This window comes from Mycobacterium florentinum (genome assembly GCF_010730355.1).
GTDB classification, from domain to species: Bacteria; Actinomycetota; Actinomycetes; order Mycobacteriales; family Mycobacteriaceae; genus Mycobacterium; species Mycobacterium florentinum.
The window spans coordinates 2292909-2310041 of record NZ_AP022576.1 but is presented as its reverse complement, the minus strand read 5'-3'; the positions used below and the strand labels follow the sequence as shown (position 1 = coordinate 2310041).

General features: G+C 66.3%; 13 protein-coding genes. 10 read left to right on the top strand and 3 right to left on the bottom strand.

The genetic code is table 11. The features are described from left to right. Positions 1-2 precede the first annotated feature (2 nt). The gene (locus G6N55_RS10795; protein WP_139826656.1) at positions 3-1034 is read right to left on the bottom strand and encodes a class I SAM-dependent methyltransferase; all 1032 of its coding nucleotides are present in this window, start codon (positions 1032-1034) and stop codon (positions 3-5) included. Positions 1035-1047: 13 nt separating this feature from the next. Beyond that, positions 1048-2481 (bottom strand): FAD-binding oxidoreductase, encoded by a 1434-nt coding sequence (locus G6N55_RS10790; protein ID WP_085220032.1) that lies wholly within the window; start codon positions 2479-2481, stop codon positions 1048-1050. Positions 2482-2696: 215 nt separating this feature from the next. On the opposite strand from G6N55_RS10790, the gene G6N55_RS10785 reads away from it, so the two are divergent. Together G6N55_RS10785 and G6N55_RS10780 are read left to right on the top strand one after the other, a co-directional pair. Continuing rightward, complete coding sequence (locus tag G6N55_RS10785) at positions 2697-3734, top strand: AraC family transcriptional regulator (RefSeq protein ID WP_085220033.1); 1038 nt, start codon at positions 2697-2699, stop codon at positions 3732-3734. A 70-nt stretch (positions 3735-3804) separates the two neighbouring features. Continuing rightward, positions 3805-4803, top strand: a complete 999-nt coding sequence (locus G6N55_RS10780; protein ID WP_085220034.1) for an AraC family transcriptional regulator — start codon at positions 3805-3807, stop codon at positions 4801-4803. A gap of 32 nt (positions 4804-4835) precedes the next feature. Here the strand turns inward: G6N55_RS10780 and G6N55_RS10775 are convergent, their stop codons facing one another. Beyond that, positions 4836-5837, bottom strand: a complete 1002-nt coding sequence (locus tag G6N55_RS10775; protein WP_085220035.1) for an AraC family transcriptional regulator — start codon at positions 5835-5837, stop codon at positions 4836-4838. 192 nt (positions 5838-6029) lie between these two features. On the opposite strand from G6N55_RS10775, the gene G6N55_RS10770 reads away from it, so the two are divergent. The 8 genes from G6N55_RS10770 to G6N55_RS10735 all read left to right on the top strand — a co-directional run bounded on the left by G6N55_RS10770 (position 6030) and on the right by G6N55_RS10735 (position 17128). After that, the gene (locus tag G6N55_RS10770) at positions 6030-6917 is read left to right on the top strand and encodes a Crp/Fnr family transcriptional regulator (protein WP_085220036.1); all 888 of its coding nucleotides are present in this window, start codon (positions 6030-6032) and stop codon (positions 6915-6917) included. Further along, positions 6910-7932, top strand: coding sequence for a nitronate monooxygenase (locus G6N55_RS10765; RefSeq protein ID WP_264001520.1), 1023 nt, complete (start codon positions 6910-6912; stop codon positions 7930-7932). Before G6N55_RS10770 ends, G6N55_RS10765 begins: the two co-directional genes overlap by 8 nt. Before the next feature lie 68 nt (positions 7933-8000). Then, a complete protein-coding gene (locus G6N55_RS10760; protein WP_232078976.1) occupies positions 8001-9614 on the top strand; it encodes an FAD-binding protein in 1614 nt (537 codons plus the stop codon). Between the two features lie 331 nt (positions 9615-9945). After that, complete coding sequence (locus G6N55_RS10755) at positions 9946-10578, top strand: ComF family protein (RefSeq protein WP_085220038.1); 633 nt, start codon at positions 9946-9948, stop codon at positions 10576-10578. A gap of 348 nt (positions 10579-10926) precedes the next feature. Continuing rightward, the gene (hpf, locus tag G6N55_RS10750; RefSeq protein ID WP_372517579.1) at positions 10927-11604 is read left to right on the top strand and encodes a ribosome hibernation-promoting factor, HPF/YfiA family; all 678 of its coding nucleotides are present in this window, start codon (positions 10927-10929) and stop codon (positions 11602-11604) included. Between the two features lie 94 nt (positions 11605-11698). Continuing rightward, positions 11699-14548, top strand: a complete 2850-nt coding sequence (gene secA, locus G6N55_RS10745) for a preprotein translocase subunit SecA (protein WP_085220040.1) — start codon at positions 11699-11701, stop codon at positions 14546-14548. 218 nt (positions 14549-14766) lie between these two features. Further along, a complete protein-coding gene (locus G6N55_RS10740; protein ID WP_085220103.1) occupies positions 14767-15513 on the top strand; it encodes a hypothetical protein in 747 nt (248 codons plus the stop codon). 31 nt (positions 15514-15544) lie between these two features. Continuing rightward, positions 15545-17128 carry an HD domain-containing phosphohydrolase gene (locus tag G6N55_RS10735; protein WP_232078975.1) on the top strand — a complete coding sequence of 528 codons (1584 nt, stop codon included), beginning with the start codon at positions 15545-15547 and terminating at the stop codon, positions 17126-17128. The last annotated feature ends 5 nt before the right edge of the window (positions 17129-17133 follow it).

Sequence of the window (17133 nt, the reverse complement as noted above, 5' to 3'; positions counted from 1 at the left end):
CGTTAGATCTTCGTCGCGATATGTAGGCCGACATCGCCGCCGCTCAGTGTGACCGGGTCGGCCGCCGGTTCCAGCCCGGCCGCCCGCTGCCAGCCCGCGGTGTCACGCGCGGTCCATGTCCCGGAGCGGCTGGTCGCTCCGAAGTACAGCTCGTTCAGCGCGGTGAATTGGCTTGCGCTATCCCCTATCTCGAGGCGCAGGGGCTCGATCACCGCGAAAACGCCACGTGGCCGCAGGGCGCGCGCCAATCGCCGGAACAACAGCGCATTCTCCGCGGCACTGAAGTGTCGGGCGAGATTGCACAACAAAACCACGTCGTAGGTCCTGACACCGAAATCATGCGTCAGCGCGTCGGCTTCGAGGTGGACGACGCGGGCACCCATGTTCTCGGTCGCCAACAGCGGCGCCGCGGCCCTGACGGCCTCGGGCACGTCCAGGACCACCGAACGCAATTGGGAATGACGGCGGCACAAGGCAACCGAGTAACGCCCGTGCGCACCACCGATGTCGATCATGTCGGTGGCACCGCCCGGCACCGGGACGAACTGCGCGACTTCGTGCGCCGTCAGGCCGGCCAGTGCCCGCATGGCCCGCAGGTAATGTGCCCACTGCACACCGGTCATGGTCTGGTGCAGCTCGAGGGGGATCCCGGTACGCACATAATCTTCGACGTGCATCATGAGCTCCCACTCGTCGAACGCGAAGAGCACCGCATCGACAATCGAGCAGGGGCTTTCCGGCAGCAGCCAGGTGCGTGCGGTCGGCGTCAGTGCGTACCGGCCATCGCGGTACACCAGGTACTCACATCCGGCGAGGGCGACCAGCAGCTGCCGCGTCGCGAACGTATCCGTTCCGCACCGTTCGGCGACTTCGGCCGGGGTCGCCGCACACCGGCTCAGTGACTCGAACACACCGAGTTTGGTTGCGGCCATGATCGCGCGTGCGCGGCCGAATGCGAAGTGGGTTTCGAAGAATGGCAACGGTAGTTGTCGTGACACCAGCGCCTTCCATTCGGTCGGGTCGTCCGGGATCATGCCCAGGTGCACGTTAGATATGCCGTTCAATCATGTTGCCGGGAACGATGTTTGGATTGCTGTTGAAGGTATTGTCGGGGTCGTAAGTGGTCTTGATCCTAGCCAGTCGCTCGTATTTGCCGTTTCGGTAGGCGTCGGGCACCCGAGCGTCGTCGTCGTAGGCCAGGAAGTTCGAGTAGATCCCACCGCTGTGCCAGTCGGATGTCCTGGCGAAAGTTTCTCGTGCCCAATCGATATGGGGACGTCCATCGTCGCACGGGTCCCACCGGGTGAGCACATTGAGGAAATGATCGGCATGGCGGTCCGGAAACGCGGTGTCGTCTTCCGACAGCCGGTCCTGGGCGCCGTGCTGATAGGAGATCTCCAGCATCGAGATCGCCGACGGCAGCCGCCGCGCCGAGTCGAGCAACGCGCCGATGCAGTCTCCGGTGATTTCACCGAGATAACCACCTTTGGTGTAGTTGCAGGCGCCCGGGCCCAGCAGGCCGTCGTTGACCGATTGCAGCTCGACGAACGGCGTCGCCCGGATGCACGAGGACACGTGCGGCGCACCGCGCATCAGTTCCTCGTTGATACCTTCGGCGTCCGCGGCGTCGCCCGTCCACACGCTGACCATCACGCACACCGGTTCGCCGACAAGTTCGTCGGGCACTCCCGGTTCGGGGAAGGCACGCCGCAAGTACACCACGACCTTCAGGTCGTCGGGAGCGCGCCGCATCATCTGGTCGTAGTGTGCGATCGCGGCGGGAGCCTCGTCCAGTCGATATAGTGCGGTGCCGACCGGAAGCGGTTGGGCGACAACGTGTGTTGTGAATTCGAATTCGGTGACCACGCCGAAGTTGGTTCCCGCGCCACGCAGGCCCCAATACAGATCGGCATTCTCGTCCGCGCTGGCACGCGCCAGGCTGCCGTCGGCCAGGATCACCCGAGCCGAAAGTAGGTTGTCGCAGGTGAGACCGTGCTTACGAGTCAGCCAGCCGACGCCGCCACCGAGTGCCAGCCCGGCCACGCCGGTCTCCGACATCACCCCGGCCGGTGTTGCCAAACCGTGGATCTGGGTAGCCCGATCCATATCCGCGAGGAGGCAGCCGCCACCGACCCGTACCGTGCCGGCGTCTGGGTCCACGGTGACATCGCGCATGCGACTAAGATCGATCACCAGGCCGCCGTCGATCATGGAATGCCCTGCGACACTGTGGCCGCCGCCTTTGACGGTCAACCTGACGGCGTGCTCACGGGCGAATTCGATTGCGGCGCCGACATCGCCGTCGGTCCGGCAACGGACGACCAGCGCGGGGTGCCGGTCGATCATCGCGTTCCAGATACGACGCGCTTGCTGATACTCCGGGTGCCGACAGTGCACGATGTCACCGTCCAGCCGAGCATCCAACGCGGCGAGCTGATGATCCGAAAAGCGCTGAGCGGGAACGGATTCAGCGTGCACCATGGGCGGACTCCCGGTTTCGATTGGCGGGTCACTCGGCACGATACCCACGATAGGCGGTAGGTATGTGCCCACATCGGGGCTAGCCTAATTACGCAGTGGTTTGGCCGGATCGCGCACGGCCCCCAGCACGGCATAGCGCGGCCTTGGTCGGCAACGCTAGCTTGTTGGCACGCGGTTGCGGAAGGGGCATCAGTGAATTGGAGGGAGGCGACCGTATGACGGAACCACCGACAGCGGACGCCTCAAATGCGCACATCTGGAAGCCGGCGATCACGTTCGACGACTTTGCCCGGGTGTGCTGCGGCCGAGTCCACATGCACCTGTTGGACGACCCCGACTCGTTTTGCATGTCTCACCGGGTGGGCCGACTCGGTGCGGCGACCGTCTCCGAAATCGCGCTCGGGTCCGACATGTCGGTGGACGCCGGCGAGGTGTGCGGGGCCTATCGGATCGTGGTGCTGCGGACGGGACACACCGAGGGGTTCTATCGGGGTCTTTCCTTCGCGGGCGGGCCGGGTGCGGCCACCGTGTACCCACCGCAGGGACGCGCTACCGGGAAATGGGCTGCCGGTACCAGATGCATCTCCTTCAAACTCGAACGTTCGGCCGTCGACGATGCGCTCAGCGATGCACTGGGCTGGCAGGTGATGTCCCAACCCGACTTCTCGCCCATCATGTCCACCGATTCCGCCCCGACCCGAACCTGGATCAACATGCTGGCGCTGTTCAAGGAACAGGTCTTCCGGCCCGACAGTGTGCTGAACCAGCCGCTGGTCGGATTGCCGTTCGTCGACAGCCTGGTCCGCGGGTTTCTACTCGCGGCCGACCATCCCCACCGCGAAGCTCTTGCCAAAGACGTTCGGCTGTTCGCACCCCGCGCGATTCGATCCGCGATCGAAATCATCGAAGAAGAGGCGCATCTACCGCTGACCTTGACGTCGATCGCCACCCGTACCCACATCAGCGTGCGGACTTTGCAACAGGGATTTCAGCGTCACCTGGACACCTCGCCGATGGCCTATCTGCGCGAGGTCCGGCTGCGGCGAGCCCACCAGGCGCTGCTGAGGTCGGACCCGTCGCAGGTGACCGTCGCCTCGGTCGCCTACCGCTGGGGCTTCACCAATCTCGGCCGGTTCGCCGCGGCCCACTCCGCGCGTTACCGCGAGACGCCGACGGAGACCCTGCGCCGCAGGGCGTTCCAACGCCTCACCGCCGAAGAACGGATTCACCTGAGATCCGCTCGCCCGTGTTAGGTCCCGCCTCCCAGCCGGGAGGAACTTTGACCTGGCCGGACCGCGGGACACGAGCACTATCGTGAGTCGAATGGGAGGTACCCGAGTGACCGCAGAGGACAACGCGTGGGTCGCGGTGCGGTCAGTCGACGACTTTGCCGAGCTGCGCAACGGCCGACCGGATTCACCGTGTCAGTGGTGGCCCGAAATCGGGCCGACCGTCGACACCGACGCGTTCTCGTTCACGCACCGGGTGCGTCGCCTCGGGCCGATCACCTTGCTGGACATTGATTTTCACGACGACGTGTGGGTGAACGGCGGTGACATTCGTCCGCATTATCACGTCACCGTGCCGATCGCGGCGTCGTGGGCGACCAGAGATGGCCGTAGCCCCGTCGTCTCGAAAGCGAGTTCGGTCCGGGTGTATCGGCCGGAGGGCAAGGCCGGTATCTCCCGTTACGCCGGCCGTCTGCTGGCGGTGATGATCGATCGGCAGGCCGTCGAAGAGGCACTCGCGGGTGCGCTGGGGCATTCCATCACTTCGCAAATCGATTGCCAGCCCGTCATGATGACCACCGATCAAGCGGTCCGCAGCTGGATCAAAATGGTGTCGCTACTTGCCGAGCAGCTATTCGAGCCGGGCAGCCCGCTGCAGCAGCCCATGGTCGGACTGCCGTTCGCCGAGAGCGTGGTCCACGGCCTCCTGCTCGCGACCGATCACTCATACCGGGCCGCATTGGACGCCGACGCGCCCGAGCCGGCGCCGCCCGCCGTGCGGGCCGCGCTGGACGTCATCGAGGCCGAGGCGGATCAACCGTTGACGGTCTCGGTGCTGGCCGAGCGCAGCTACGTCAGCGTCCGCACGCTGCAGCAGGCGTTTCGCGATCACCTCGGCATCACGCCGATGGCGTATCTGCGCGAGGTCCGGCTGGGCCGGGCACACCAGATGCTGCTGGAATCCGACCCCGCTCGCGTCACCGTGGCCTCGGTCGCTTACCGATGGGGATTTACCAATCTCGGCAGGTTCGCCACCGCCCACAGCGCTCGCTACGGGGAGTCACCGTCGGAGACGTTGCGCCGCAGCGCATAACGGCGCGCGGTTCGCCGCACTGCTGCGCTGCCCTATCGACGGTCCTTGGGGAAAGCTTTGCGACGCAACGTCTCTGACGGAGATTCGCCGTATCGCTGGGTATGTGCGGTGGCGAAGCGCCCCGGGTTCGTGAAGCCCCACCGGCATGCGACCGAAGCAACGGTCACGTGCGACGGGTCCGAGTCGAGCAGCATGTCGTGTGCCCGGCGCAGCCGCACCTGCCGCAGATACTCCATCGGAGAAACGTCCAGGTAGTCGCGGAAGCCCTGCTGCAGCGAGCGGACGCTGACATAGCTGCGCTCGGCCAGCACCGAGACCGTCAACGGTTGATCCGCCTCCGCGTCGATGATCTCGAGCGCGGCGCGGATGGTGCGCGGTGCGGGCCGGGGCGCGTCGGCCGCGACGGCATCGCGATCGGGATGGTTGGCGGCGAGCAGGAATCCACGAATCAGGCTGTCGGCGAACGGCAAGCCGACCAGTGGCTGATTGAACAGGCTGTCGGGACGGGCGATCTGTTCGTAGAGCAGCAACAACATGCTGATCCAGCCGCGACCCGCCGCCGTCGCGGTCGATAGATAAGGTGCGAGGTCGATCTGCGAAGTCACCTGCCGGCCCAGCGCGTCGCTCAGCGCGTCGTCGACAGCGTTTCGGTCGAGCTTGACCCCGAGCATCCGGGTGCCCGCCATCCACCGTGCCGTGGTGTGGCCCTCCGGCAGGTATACGGCAACACGGCCACCGCCCGCGTCCTGGACAGAACCCCGGTGCGTCGACTCGAAGCGTCCCGACTGCAGCACATTGACGCGGTAGCCGCTGCACCGCTCACCGCAATCCAGCGACGTGTCGGTGCTGACCACAAGTTCGGAGAGGGTCACCGGACCGACGCCACCGGCGCGCTGGCCCAGGGAAAACGAGTCTGGGTTGCTGCGCAATGTGAGGTGGGGTTCGGGGCAGCACAGCATGGCGAAGTCGTCGAGCGTTTTCGCCGTCGTCCATGCACTGCCGTCCGATGTGGCAGTTCGGCCTCGCGTGGTCATGCGATGCCCAGGTTACGCCGGCCGCCGGCCCGCGGCATCCGGAGATTTCTCGCTTGCGCATATCGGCCGGAAGTTTGCGCATTATGGCGTTAGCGTTGGCCGCGTCGCGGTACCGAGTGCGCTACGCAATCTGTCCAGCGGACCGCGTGCAGTGGCTACTCCATTTACGTTGTCGCGCTTAACGTTAACAGCGTGCATAGCCCCGCTGCGATCGCGCTGACGCCCATCCTGATGGTGGTGGCGTTGTTGTGGTGGGAGACAACGAGTTCCGCGGGGTTGACGTTCGGCAGGGCCAAGCACGAGGTAAACGCGCTGGGTCCGGTGGCGCTGGGCGCCACCGAGTACGTGGCCGCGACACCGGGCCCGGAGGACAACGATGCGCGCCGGGCGCTGATCACGTCGGGAATATTCGGCAGGACCACTCCCGACGTGGTCGCCGCCCTGTCCGAGGAGCTGCATCCTGAGCACTTCTCACCGGGGCGGGTGATGAGCGCGCGAGGCGACTTCGGGGGCTCTGTGTACGTGATCGTCCGCGGGAAGGTCAAGGTCTGCTACCGGCGATCCGGCGGCGGCGAGATCGTGCTCAAGATTCTGGGGCCTTCGGAAATATTTGGTGCTATCACGCTTTTCGACCCGGGCCCACAAGACATGAGCATCACCACGCTCACCGAAGTTCTGGCGGTGCCGATCGCCCGCGATCAGCTCCTGACGTGGATGGTCGAGCGCCCGGAAGTGTGCGATCAGGTGCTGCGGCTGTTCGCGCGGTGGGTGAAGGCGATGACGAACTCGCTGGTCGACTTCGGGTTTGCCGACGCGCAGGGCCGCGTCGCGAGCCGGTTGTTGTCGCTACGAAAACGGTTTGGCCGCCTCGACGGTGATGTCGTGCGGGTGGTGCACGATCTCAGCGCCGACGACTTCTCTTCGCTGGCCGGCGTCGATCCGGAGACGATCGGCGCGACACTGCGCGGATTCGAGGCCAACGGCTGGATCCGTCTGGAACACGACAGCATCGTCATCGTCGACGGGCACGCTCTTGGTCAGGTACGACAGGTGAGTATGGGGGAGGTTTGTGGTGTTTGATCGTTTTGCGTTGGGGGATTTGACTGTTCGAATTCTCGGGGCGCCCATGGCGGGGGGCCCGTCGACCCCGGCGTTGGCGGCCGCCGTATCCAACGGCGGCGGTCTGGGATTCCTGGCCGGGGGCCTGCTGTCAGCCGAAGAGCTGGCCGACGCGATCCTGGCGGCCCGCAGGCTGACCTCGGGCCCACTGGGCGTGAATCTGTTTGTGCCCCAAGCGCGGGTTGCCACTCCCGACGAACTGGGCGCATTCGCGGCGGCCCTCGAGGCCGAGGCCGAATTTTACGGCGTAGCGCTCGGCGAACCGCACGGCGACGACGACGAGTACGCAGCGAAGCTCGACGTGGTGTGCGATCTGCGGCCGGAGGTGGTTTCCTTCACTTTCGGCTCGCCGAGCGAAGCGGCGTGCATTCGACTCGGTGACGCCGGCATCCTGACCCTGGCCACGGTGACCACGGTGCGGGAAGCGTTGATCGCGGTCAGTTTTGGGGTGAGTGGGGTGGTGGCACAGGGGCCCGGTGCGGGTGGGCATCGGGCTACGTTCGATCCGATCGCCGCGCCGGCCGCCGATCCTCTCGACGATCTGGTGTCGGCTCTGGTCGCCTGCTTCGACTGTCCGGTCGTCGCGGCCGGGGGGCTGGGGACTGCCGCCGCCGTGCAGCAGGTGCGGGATGCGGGTGCGTCGGCCGTGCAAATCGGAACGGCGTTCCTGCTTGCCGACGAGGCCGGAACAAACCCGGTGCACCGTGCGGCCTTGCGCGATCCGCAGTTCACCGAAACCGTGGTGACGCGGGCGTTCACCGGGCGGTATGCCCGCGCGTTGCGCAATCGATTCATCGACACGCACGACGCTCACGCGGTGTTCGGGTTTCCCCAGGCAGCCATGATCACCGGTCCCATCCAGGCGGCCGCGGTGAAGCTGGGCGACCCGCACGGCGTCGGCATGTGGACCGGCGCGGCGTTCGGCCACGTACGAACCGGTTCGGCAACCGACATCGTGCAAGAGCTGGCGGGCTGACCATGGGATCCGCGAACCAGAAAGTCGCGATCGTCACCGGCGAGATCCACTGAGGGATCGGAGCGACCGTGATTGTTCCTGACGACAACACCTTCGACGTCGTGATCGTCGGATTCGGCGGGGCAGGTGCGTGCGCGGCCATCGCCGCGGCCGAGCGTGGTGCGCGGGTACTTGTGGTGGACCGGTCGGTGGGCGGGGGTGCCACGGCTTTGTCGGGGGGAGTGGTGTATTCGGGCGGAGGTACGCGCTACCAACGAGCCGTGGGCTTCGACGACACCCCGGACAATATGTTCAACTACCTGCGCCAGGAGGTCGACGGCGCGGTCGACGACCAGACACTGCGAACCTTCTGCGACGTTAGCGTGCAACAGCTTTCGTGGCTGGAGCGGCACGGCGCCCGGTTCGCCGGCTCGCTGTGTGACTACAAGACGTCCTTTCCGACCGACCGGCACCATCTGTACTTCTCCGGCAACGAACGCGCTTATCCCTACCGACTGAGCGCCACACCCGCTCCGCGCGGACACCGGCAGGTCGCCAAGGGCATGGGCTCCGGCCGCGCGTTGTACCGGGCGCTGCGCCGCTCCGCCGAGGGGCTGGGCGTGCAGTTCCTGCCCCTGACGCACGCCGAGGAAGTAGTGATGGCGGGCGGTCGGGTGGCGGGGTTGCGTTGCCGGACCGTCATTGATGTCAATCCTCTATTGCTACAGCACTATTGGCGCACCACGCGGACGCGAGACAAGCTGACGAATTGGGCTCCGACCGTCGCGCGTGCGTTTCCCACCGGCGCGGCACGATTGTGGAGACGAACCACCGACCTGTTGCTTGGTGCGCCGAACGTGATCTTGGCCGCCGGTGGATTCGCGTTCAACCGCGACATGCTGCTCCGCTACGCACCATTCTTCGCCGGAATAACACCGCTGGGAACACAAGCCGATGACGGTAGCGGCATCATGCTCGGGACGGGGGTCGGCGGAGCGACCGGGCATCTGGACCGCGTGGTCGCCTGGCGGCATCTGTGCCCACCCGCGGCGATGCTGGAGGGCATCGCCGTCGGACTCAGCGGCGAGCGCATCGCCAACGAGGACCTGTACGGCGCCACTCTCGCCGACATCATGGTGCGCAAGTTCGGCGGACACGGGTTTCTCATCCTCGATGCCGAGACGTGGAAGCGGGCGCGCGCTCAGTTGGCGAACGAGACTTCGCCGCTGCAACGCATCCAGATGTCCTTTGTCATCACCGCCGGACATCGCAAGGCCGACACACTGTCCGAACTTGCTGCGCAGCTGGGGATCTCACCGTCGGGGCTGGCGGCCACCGTGGCCGCTTACAACGGCGCCGCCGAAGCGGGGCGTGAAGATCCCGCGCACAAGGCGCCGACGCTGTGTCGTCCGCTGCGATGCGGGCCCTACTACGGCATCGACATCTCCGTGCGGCCCTCGCTGGCCTACTTCGTCCCGGGCATGACGCTGGGTGGCCTGCGGGTGGACGGGCCCAGTGGTCAGGTCTTGGACGAGGCGAGATCCCCGATTCGCGGGCTCTATGCGGCCGGTCGTACCGCGGTAGGGGTCTGCTCGAACTCCTATGTCACCGGACTGGCGCTGGCGGACTGCGTGTTCTCGGGCATCCGGGCGGGCGAGCACGCCGCCATCAGCAGCCGCATCTCAGCCAAAAGATTGACCTAGCAATGTTATTCGAGATAGCACTGCCCAAATACACAGTGTGGCTTTCGGTAACCCGGCTGACCCGTCGCGCAACCGAAAGAAGAATCACCTGTGCGGCCCTGGCCTTCAGCAGAAGGCGTTCGGCGTGATCTCGGGTGGCTGGGCCGGGGCTTCGGGGCCAATGTGCTCTCATTCCTCCCAGCCGGCGATCCGCTCCCGGTAGGCGTTCTTCACGATCGGCAGCATGGTGGAGCCGAAGACGATGCGCGCTTATGCCGACGGCATCTTTCAGGCGAACGCGTAGCCCGTCGCATCGGCCCCCGATGTCACCCCTGCCGGCGACACTGGCGGCGTGCTCGATTTGATCCTGCCGCTGGAATGCGGCGGCTGCCGAACGGCGTCGACCCGCTGGTGCGATGCCTGCGCCATGGAGCTCGTCGTCAAGCCCGACGAACCGCACCTGATCAGCCCGCGCACCGACCCGCAGGCGCCGGTGTTCGCGCTCGGGCGCTATGCGGGCGCCCGTCGCCAGGCGATTCTGGCGATGAAGGAACACGGGCGCGGCGACCTGGTCGCACCGCTGGCCCGGGCGCTGGCCGTCGGCATCCACCGGCTGCTGGCCTGGGGCATCGTCGAGACCCCGTTGACGATCGTGCCCGCGCCGTCGCGGCGCTCGGCGGCACGGCGGCGCGGCGGCGACCCCGTCGCCCGTCTGGCGCAAGCCGCGGTAGCCCGGCATCCGGACGTCGCCATCGCAGCGGGATTGCGGATGAAAGCGCTGACCCGGGACTCGGTCGGCCTGGGCACTGCCGAGCGTGAGCGCAACGTCGCGGGCCGGGTGCTGCTGCGAGGCCGGCCGCCGCGCACCGAGGTGCTGCTCGTCGACGACATCGTCACCACCGGAGCGACGGTGGCGGAGTCGGTACGGGTGTTGTCGGCGGCCGGCACGCACGTGACGGCCGTGCTGGCGATCGCGGTCGCCTGAATCGCCGAAACTCGGCGTAAACCAGTGAAATTGCCAAGAAGACGTGAAGAACTCGCTACGGGTTCGTCAAATCGGTGGCACGGCGAGGCGAACACGAGCTAACGTCGAGAACAACCTTCAACAACTCTTCGGGACCCACTGGTTCCGATTCACGGGTCGCAATTTCACAGGTTGAGACGCCTTATGCGGAGGGGGTGAGTATTCGACATCTTGCAACGGCGGGCTGCCTGCGGCGGTGGCTGTTTTGACACCGCTACCAACCCCGTCGGAGCTTCACCTGAGAGCCGGCACGCAGGGCGCGTGCAACGTGAAAAGAGAAACGAGTTGTCACGTATGTCAAGGCTAACCGTGGATTCCACACAGCTTCTGGACGAACCGCCGGTAAAGATCGACGCGCAGGAACCGACCGCAACCGCAGAGGTTGTCTTCAAGGGCCGCAACGTCGAGATCCCCGATCACTTCCGCGTTTACGTCTCGCAGAAACTCGCTCGCTTGGAACGATTCGACAAAACCATCTACCTGTTCGATGTCGAGCTCAAGCATGAACGCAACCGTCGCCAACGTAAGTCCTGTCAGCGCGTGGAGATCACCGCGCGGGGCCGTGGGCCCGTGGTCCGCGGCGAGGCTTGTGCCGACAGCTTCTACTCCGCGCTCGAGTCCGCGGTGGTCCGGCTGGAGAGCCGACTGCGCCGCGGCAAAGATCGCCGCAAGGTGCACTACGGCGAAAAGACCCCCGTTTCCCTGGCCGAGGCCACGGCGGTGACCCCGCCGGAGCGGGCCTTCCGCAACAACCATGCGTCCGCGGAGGCACACCAACACGACACCGGCGACGACGATGGCCATCGGCCGGGGCGGGTGGTGCGCACCAAGGAACACCAGGCCACGCCGATGTCGGTCGACGACGCGCTCTACGAGATGGAGCTCGTCGGGCACGACTTCTTCTTGTTCTACGACAAGCAGACCGAGCGGCCGTCCGTCGTCTATCGCCGGCACGCCTACGACTACGGACTGATCAGGCTCTCCTGACGGGTCGCCGCGTCGGCGGCGGTCACGGGGTCGTCCCCTACCATGGGAGTCGCCTTACCGGAAAACAAGACTCCTACCCACAGGGGACCTAGCTGTGCTGTCTAAGCTGCTGCGCCTTGGTGAAGGTCGCATGGTCAAGCGCCTCAGGCGCGTGGCCGACTATGTCAACACGTTGTCTGACGACATCGAAAAACTCACCGACGCGGAACTGCGGGCCAAGACCGACGAGTTCCGCAAGCGGCTCGACGACGGCGAAACCCTTGATGAGCTGCTGCCCGAGGCGTTCGCGGTGGCCCGCGAAGCCGCCTGGCGAGTGCTGGATCAGCGTCCGTTCGACGTGCAGGTGATGGGTGCCGCGGCACTGCACCTGGGCAACGTCGCCGAGATGAAGACCGGTGAAGGCAAGACCCTGACCTGTGTGTTGCCCGCTTATCTCAACGCGCTGGCCGGCAACGGGGTGCACATCGTCACCGTCAACGACTACCTCGCCAAACGCGACAGCGAGTGGATGGGCCGGGTGCACCGCTTCCTGGGCCTGCAGGTCGGCGTGATCCTGGCCAACATGAACCCCGACGAGCGTCGGGTGGCCTATAACGCCGACATCACCTACGGCACCAACAACGAGTTCGGCTTCGACTACCTGCGCGACAACATGGCGCACTCGGTCGACGACATGGTGCAGCGCGGGCACACTTTCGCGATCGTCGACGAGGTGGACTCCATCCTGATCGACGAGGCCCGCACCCCGCTGATCATCTCCGGACCCGCCGACGGCGCCTCCAACTGGTATCTCGAGTTCGCCCGGTTGGCTCCGCTGATGGAAAAGGACACCCATTACGAGGTGGACCTGCGCAAACGCACCGTCGGTGTGCACGAACTCGGGGTGGAGTTCGTCGAGGACCAGCTGGGCATCGACAACCTTTACGAGGCCGCCAACTCGCCGCTGGTCAGCTACCTGAACAACGCGCTGAAAGCCAAGGAGCTGTTCCACCGCGACAAGGACTACATCGTCCGCGATGGCGAGGTCCTGATCGTCGACGAATTCACCGGTCGTGTGCTGATCGGCCGCCGCTACAACGAGGGCATGCACCAGGCCATCGAGGCCAAGGAGCACGTCGAGATCAAGGCCGAGAACCAGACGCTGGCCACGATCACACTGCAGAACTACTTCCGGCTCTACGACAAGCTGGCCGGCATGACCGGTACCGCCCAGACGGAGGCGGCCGAGCTGCACGAGATCTACAAGCTCGGTGTGGTACCGATCCCGACCAACAAGCCGATGATCCGCGAAGACCAGTCCGACCTGATCTACAAGACCGAAGAAGCCAAGTACATCGCGGTGGTCGACGACGTCTCCGAGCGCTACGAGAAGGGTCAGCCGGTCCTGATCGGTACCACCAGCGTGGAGCGCTCCGAGTACCTGTCGCGGCAGTTCCAAAAGCGCCGCATCCCGCACAACGTGCTCAACGCGAAGTTTCACGAGCAGGAGGCCGGGATCATCGCGGTCGCCGGGCGCCGGGGCGGCATCACCGTTGCTACCAACATGGCCGGCCGCGGTACCGACATCGTGCTGGGCGGCAACGTCGACTTCCTCACCGACCAGCGGCTGCGCGCGGCGGGCCTGGACCCGGTGGAAACGCCCGACGAGTATGAGGCGGCCTGGCATGAGGAACTGCCCAAGGTCAAGGAAGAAGCCAGCGCCGAGGCCAAAGAGGTGATCGAGGCCGGCGGGCTGTACGTGCTGGGCACCGAACGGCACGAGTCGCGCCGCATCGACAACCAGCTGCGCGGCCGCTCCGGCCGGCAGGGCGACCCGGGCGAGTCACGCTTCTACCTCTCGCTGGGTGACGAGTTGATGCGCCGCTTCAACGGCGCCGCCCTGGAATCGCTGCTGACCAGGCTGAACCTGCCCGACGATGTGCCGATCGAGGCCAAGATGGTCACCCGCGCCATCAAGAGCGCCCAAACCCAGGTCGAGCAGCAGAACTTCGAGGTCCGCAAGAACGTCCTCAAGTACGACGAGGTGATGAACCAGCAGCGCAAGGTGATCTACGCCGAGCGCAAGCGCATTCTCGAGGGCGAGAACCTGCAAGAGCAGGCGTTCGAGATGGTCCGCGATGTCATCACCGCTTACGTGGACGGCGCGACAACAGAAGGCTATGCCGAGGATTGGGACCTCGACGCGTTGTGGTCCGCACTCAAGACGCTGTACCCGGTCGGGATCGACCACGAGTCGCTCACGCGCCGTGACGCGGACTCCGAGCACGACGATCTGACCCGTGAAGAGCTGCTCGAAGCGCTCGTCAAAGACGCCGAACGAGCTTATGCCGCAAGGGAATCCGAGCTTGAGGAAATCGCCGGCGAAGGTGCGATGCGTCAGCTGGAGCGCAACGTGTTGCTCAACGTCATCGACCGCAAGTGGCGCGAGCACCTCTACGAGATGGACTACCTCAAGGAGGGCATCGGGTTGCGCGCGATGGCCCAGCGCGACCCGCTGGTCGAGTACCAGCGCGAGGGTTACGACATGTTCATGGCCATGCTCGACGGCATGAAGGAGGAGTCCGTCGGCTTCTTGTTCAACGTCACGGTGGAGGCCGCCCCAGCCCCGCAGGTCGCGCCGGTGGAAACGCCGGAGGGGCTCGCGGAGTTCGCGACTGCTGCCGCGGCCGCCCAACAGCAGGAAGGCGAATCCGCCGCTGCACCCGCCGCGGCGCGCGAGCAGGCTCCGAGCACGTTGCGCGCCAAGGGTATTGACAACGAGGCTCCGGCTCTGACGTACTCCGGTCCGGCAGAGGACGGTTCGGCGGAAGTCCAGCGCAACGGCGGTGGCGCGCAGAAGACCCCGGCCGGCGTACCCGCCGGCGCCAGCAGGCGCGAGCGCCGTGCCGCCGCCCGTCAACAAGGCCGGGGCGCCAAGCCGCCGAAGTCGGTGAAGAAGCGCTAGCCGGGCGTTCGGCGCACGGCCCTCTCGCCGAGAGTGAAGTTAGTTTCACACTCGACGCCCAGCGTGAAACTAACTTCACTTTCGGGGCGTCGCCGAGTGGCCGGCCAGCCGGGCGTTAGACGCCGAGCGCGCCGCCAGCCGGGCGTTCGGCGCACGGCCCAGGGATTTGAGGCATAAGCCTCATGCGCTGGCCCGGCGGCGCCGCGCAGCATCGGTGCATGACCACGTCGCACACTCCCGCCGACGCCGCGTCGGCCGTCCTGCACAACGCCGCGCTGCCCCCCGGTGACAACGAAAGATTCGCCGGTTTCGGGGTTTTGGGGCTGCCCTTCGCCAGCGGGCACTACCTCGCGCTGCGCTGCATACCCACTTCCTCGTTCGCGCCGGGCTACCGGTCGGTGTGGCATCGCGACGTGGCCGGGGTGTGGACGTTCTACGCGACGAGCCCCGGCGAACTCAGTTGCTCCCGCTTCTTCAGCGCGGCCACGCCCCGAGACGCCGTGCAATGCGACATCGACGTCGCCTGGGTTACTCCGTGGTCGCTGTTCGTCCGGATTGCCGGCTTGCTCGAGTGGCATCTGGATCTCGGGACCAGCGCGTCGACCCGGCTGATGAGCGGGATCGCCCCGCGCCTGCCCGAACGGGTGTGGACCAACCGGTTGGCGCTCGGCGCTATCGCGCGAGTCGCCGGACCGATGATGGGCGCCGGACGGGTCCGGCTATCCGGCCGGGCACCGAACGGCCAGCGATTCACGATCGCCCCCAAGCGATTCTGGTCCGTCACCGATTCGCGCGCGGTGTGGCGCGCCGAGGATCTCGGCCCGGTTGCCCCGCTGCGGCAGCAGGCCCGCCTGGCCGACTTCTGGGGCCCGCAGCGCGGGCTTTTCGTGACCGGGGGCGGCCGTTTCGAGACGTTCGACCCGAGCCGTCACCGCGCGGTGCAGCGCACTGTTTCGATTTGCTGACTTGCACGCGACCGAAGGGGACAATGAGCCGATGGCGTCGCATATGACCGGGCCGGCGCCGGCGGGCGAGGCGCCCAGCCGGGCCGAGCTGCTGGCGGCGCTCTCCGTGGCGATCGACCTCGGTTTGGGGCAACCCGCCGAGCACATGCTGCGCGCGGCGATGATCGCCACCCGGCTCGCGGATCGGCTGGGACTTACCGACGCACAACGGGATTGCGTCTACTACACGACATTGGTCATGTGGATCGGGTGCCATGCCGACTCGCATGAATACGCACGCTGGTTCGGCGACGACATTGCGGTGCGGCATGACTCGTACCTGGTCGACTGGTCGGGACTGCCGTATTGGCGGTTCCTGCTGGGGAATATCGGTCGTGGTCAGCCGTTGACGCAGCGGCTGACCATCATGGCAACGCTGTTCGCCAATGCGCGCGGGCAGTTGTCCCGGTTGATCCATTCGCATTGCACCTCCGCGGCGCTGCTGGCGGATCGCATCGGACTGGGCCCCGACGTCCAGGCGTCGCTCGCGTTCGCTTTCGAGCGCTACGACGGCGGCGGCCTGCCCGCCGGCGCGCGCGGCGACCAGATCCCGATCCAGATGAGGGTTGCCCAACTCGCCGAGATGGTCGAGGTGCACCACCGTACCTACGGCGTCGAGGGCGCCGTGGCCATGGCGCGCAGCCGCCGCGGGGGCCAATTCGACCCGAAGGTCGTCGACGCCTTCATCGACAATGCCGACGCGGTCCTGGCCGGGCCGGGCCCCGGCGATGCGTGGGCGGCGGCACTGCGCGAGGCGCCCGATCGGCACCGACGGCTCGACGACCAGGAGCTGGACGTCCTTCTCGTCGCGTTCGGTGACTTCGTCGACCTCAAATGTCCGTTCACCCTTGGGCATTCGCGTGCGGTGGCCCGGCTCGCCGGCGACGCGGCGCTCGTGGCCGGCGTCGACGCCGGCTCGGCGGCCCTGACGCGACGTGCGGGTCACGTTCACGACCTGGGCCGCATCGGTGTGTCCAATCAAATCTGGTCCAAGCCGGGGTCGTTGACCGCGGGCGAGTTCGAGCGGGTGCGGTTGCATCCCTATCTCACCGCCCGGATCCTCAACCAGGTCCGCGGCCTGGGTCGGCTCGCGGAAGTCGCCGGAAACCACCACGAATGCCTGAACGGATCGGGATACCCGCGCGGGCTTGCCGGGACCGCGCTGAGCCTGCCCGACCGTATCCTGGCGGCCGCGGTCAGCTACCAATCCGCTTGTGAACCAAGGCCATACCGCGAAGAGTTGTCACCGGGCACGGCGACCCGGCGGCTGCATGAGCGGGTGGGCGCCGGTGAACTCGACCCCGTCGCCGTCGAAGCGGTGCTGCACGCGGCGGGTCAGCCTGCCCAGCGGCCCAAGCCCCGTCCGGGCGGACTCACCCCGCGCGAGATCGAGGTGCTCCGCCTCGTCGCGCGCGGTGCGTCCAACAAGGAAATCGCGGTCGCGTTGGTGATCAGCGAGAAGACCGCCCGCAATCATGTGGAGCGGACATACGCGAAGATCGGCGTCTCAAATCGCATCGGCGCCAGCATGTATGCCCTGCAACAAGGGTTGTCACTACCAACAACCGAAAATTGAGGCAA

Bases quoted from the DNA above. Each gene is read 5' to 3' on its own strand.
- G6N55_RS10795 (WP_139826656.1), bottom strand. From the start codon at position 1,034: ATGATCCCGGACGACCCGACCGAATGGAAGGCGCTGGTGTCACGACAA.
- G6N55_RS10790 (WP_085220032.1), bottom strand. From the start codon at position 2,481: ATGGTGCACGCTGAATCCGTTCCCGCTCAGCGCTTTTCGGATCATCAG.
- G6N55_RS10785 (WP_085220033.1), top strand. From the start codon at position 2,697: ATGACGGAACCACCGACAGCGGACGCCTCAAATGCGCACATCTGGAAG.
- G6N55_RS10780 (WP_085220034.1), top strand. From the start codon at position 3,805: ATGGGAGGTACCCGAGTGACCGCAGAGGACAACGCGTGGGTCGCGGTG.
- G6N55_RS10775 (WP_085220035.1), bottom strand. From the start codon at position 5,837: ATGACCACGCGAGGCCGAACTGCCACATCGGACGGCAGTGCATGGACG.
- G6N55_RS10740 (WP_085220103.1), top strand. From the start codon at position 14,767: ATGACCACGTCGCACACTCCCGCCGACGCCGCGTCGGCCGTCCTGCAC.
- G6N55_RS10735 (WP_232078975.1), top strand. From the start codon at position 15,545: ATGGCGTCGCATATGACCGGGCCGGCGCCGGCGGGCGAGGCGCCCAGC.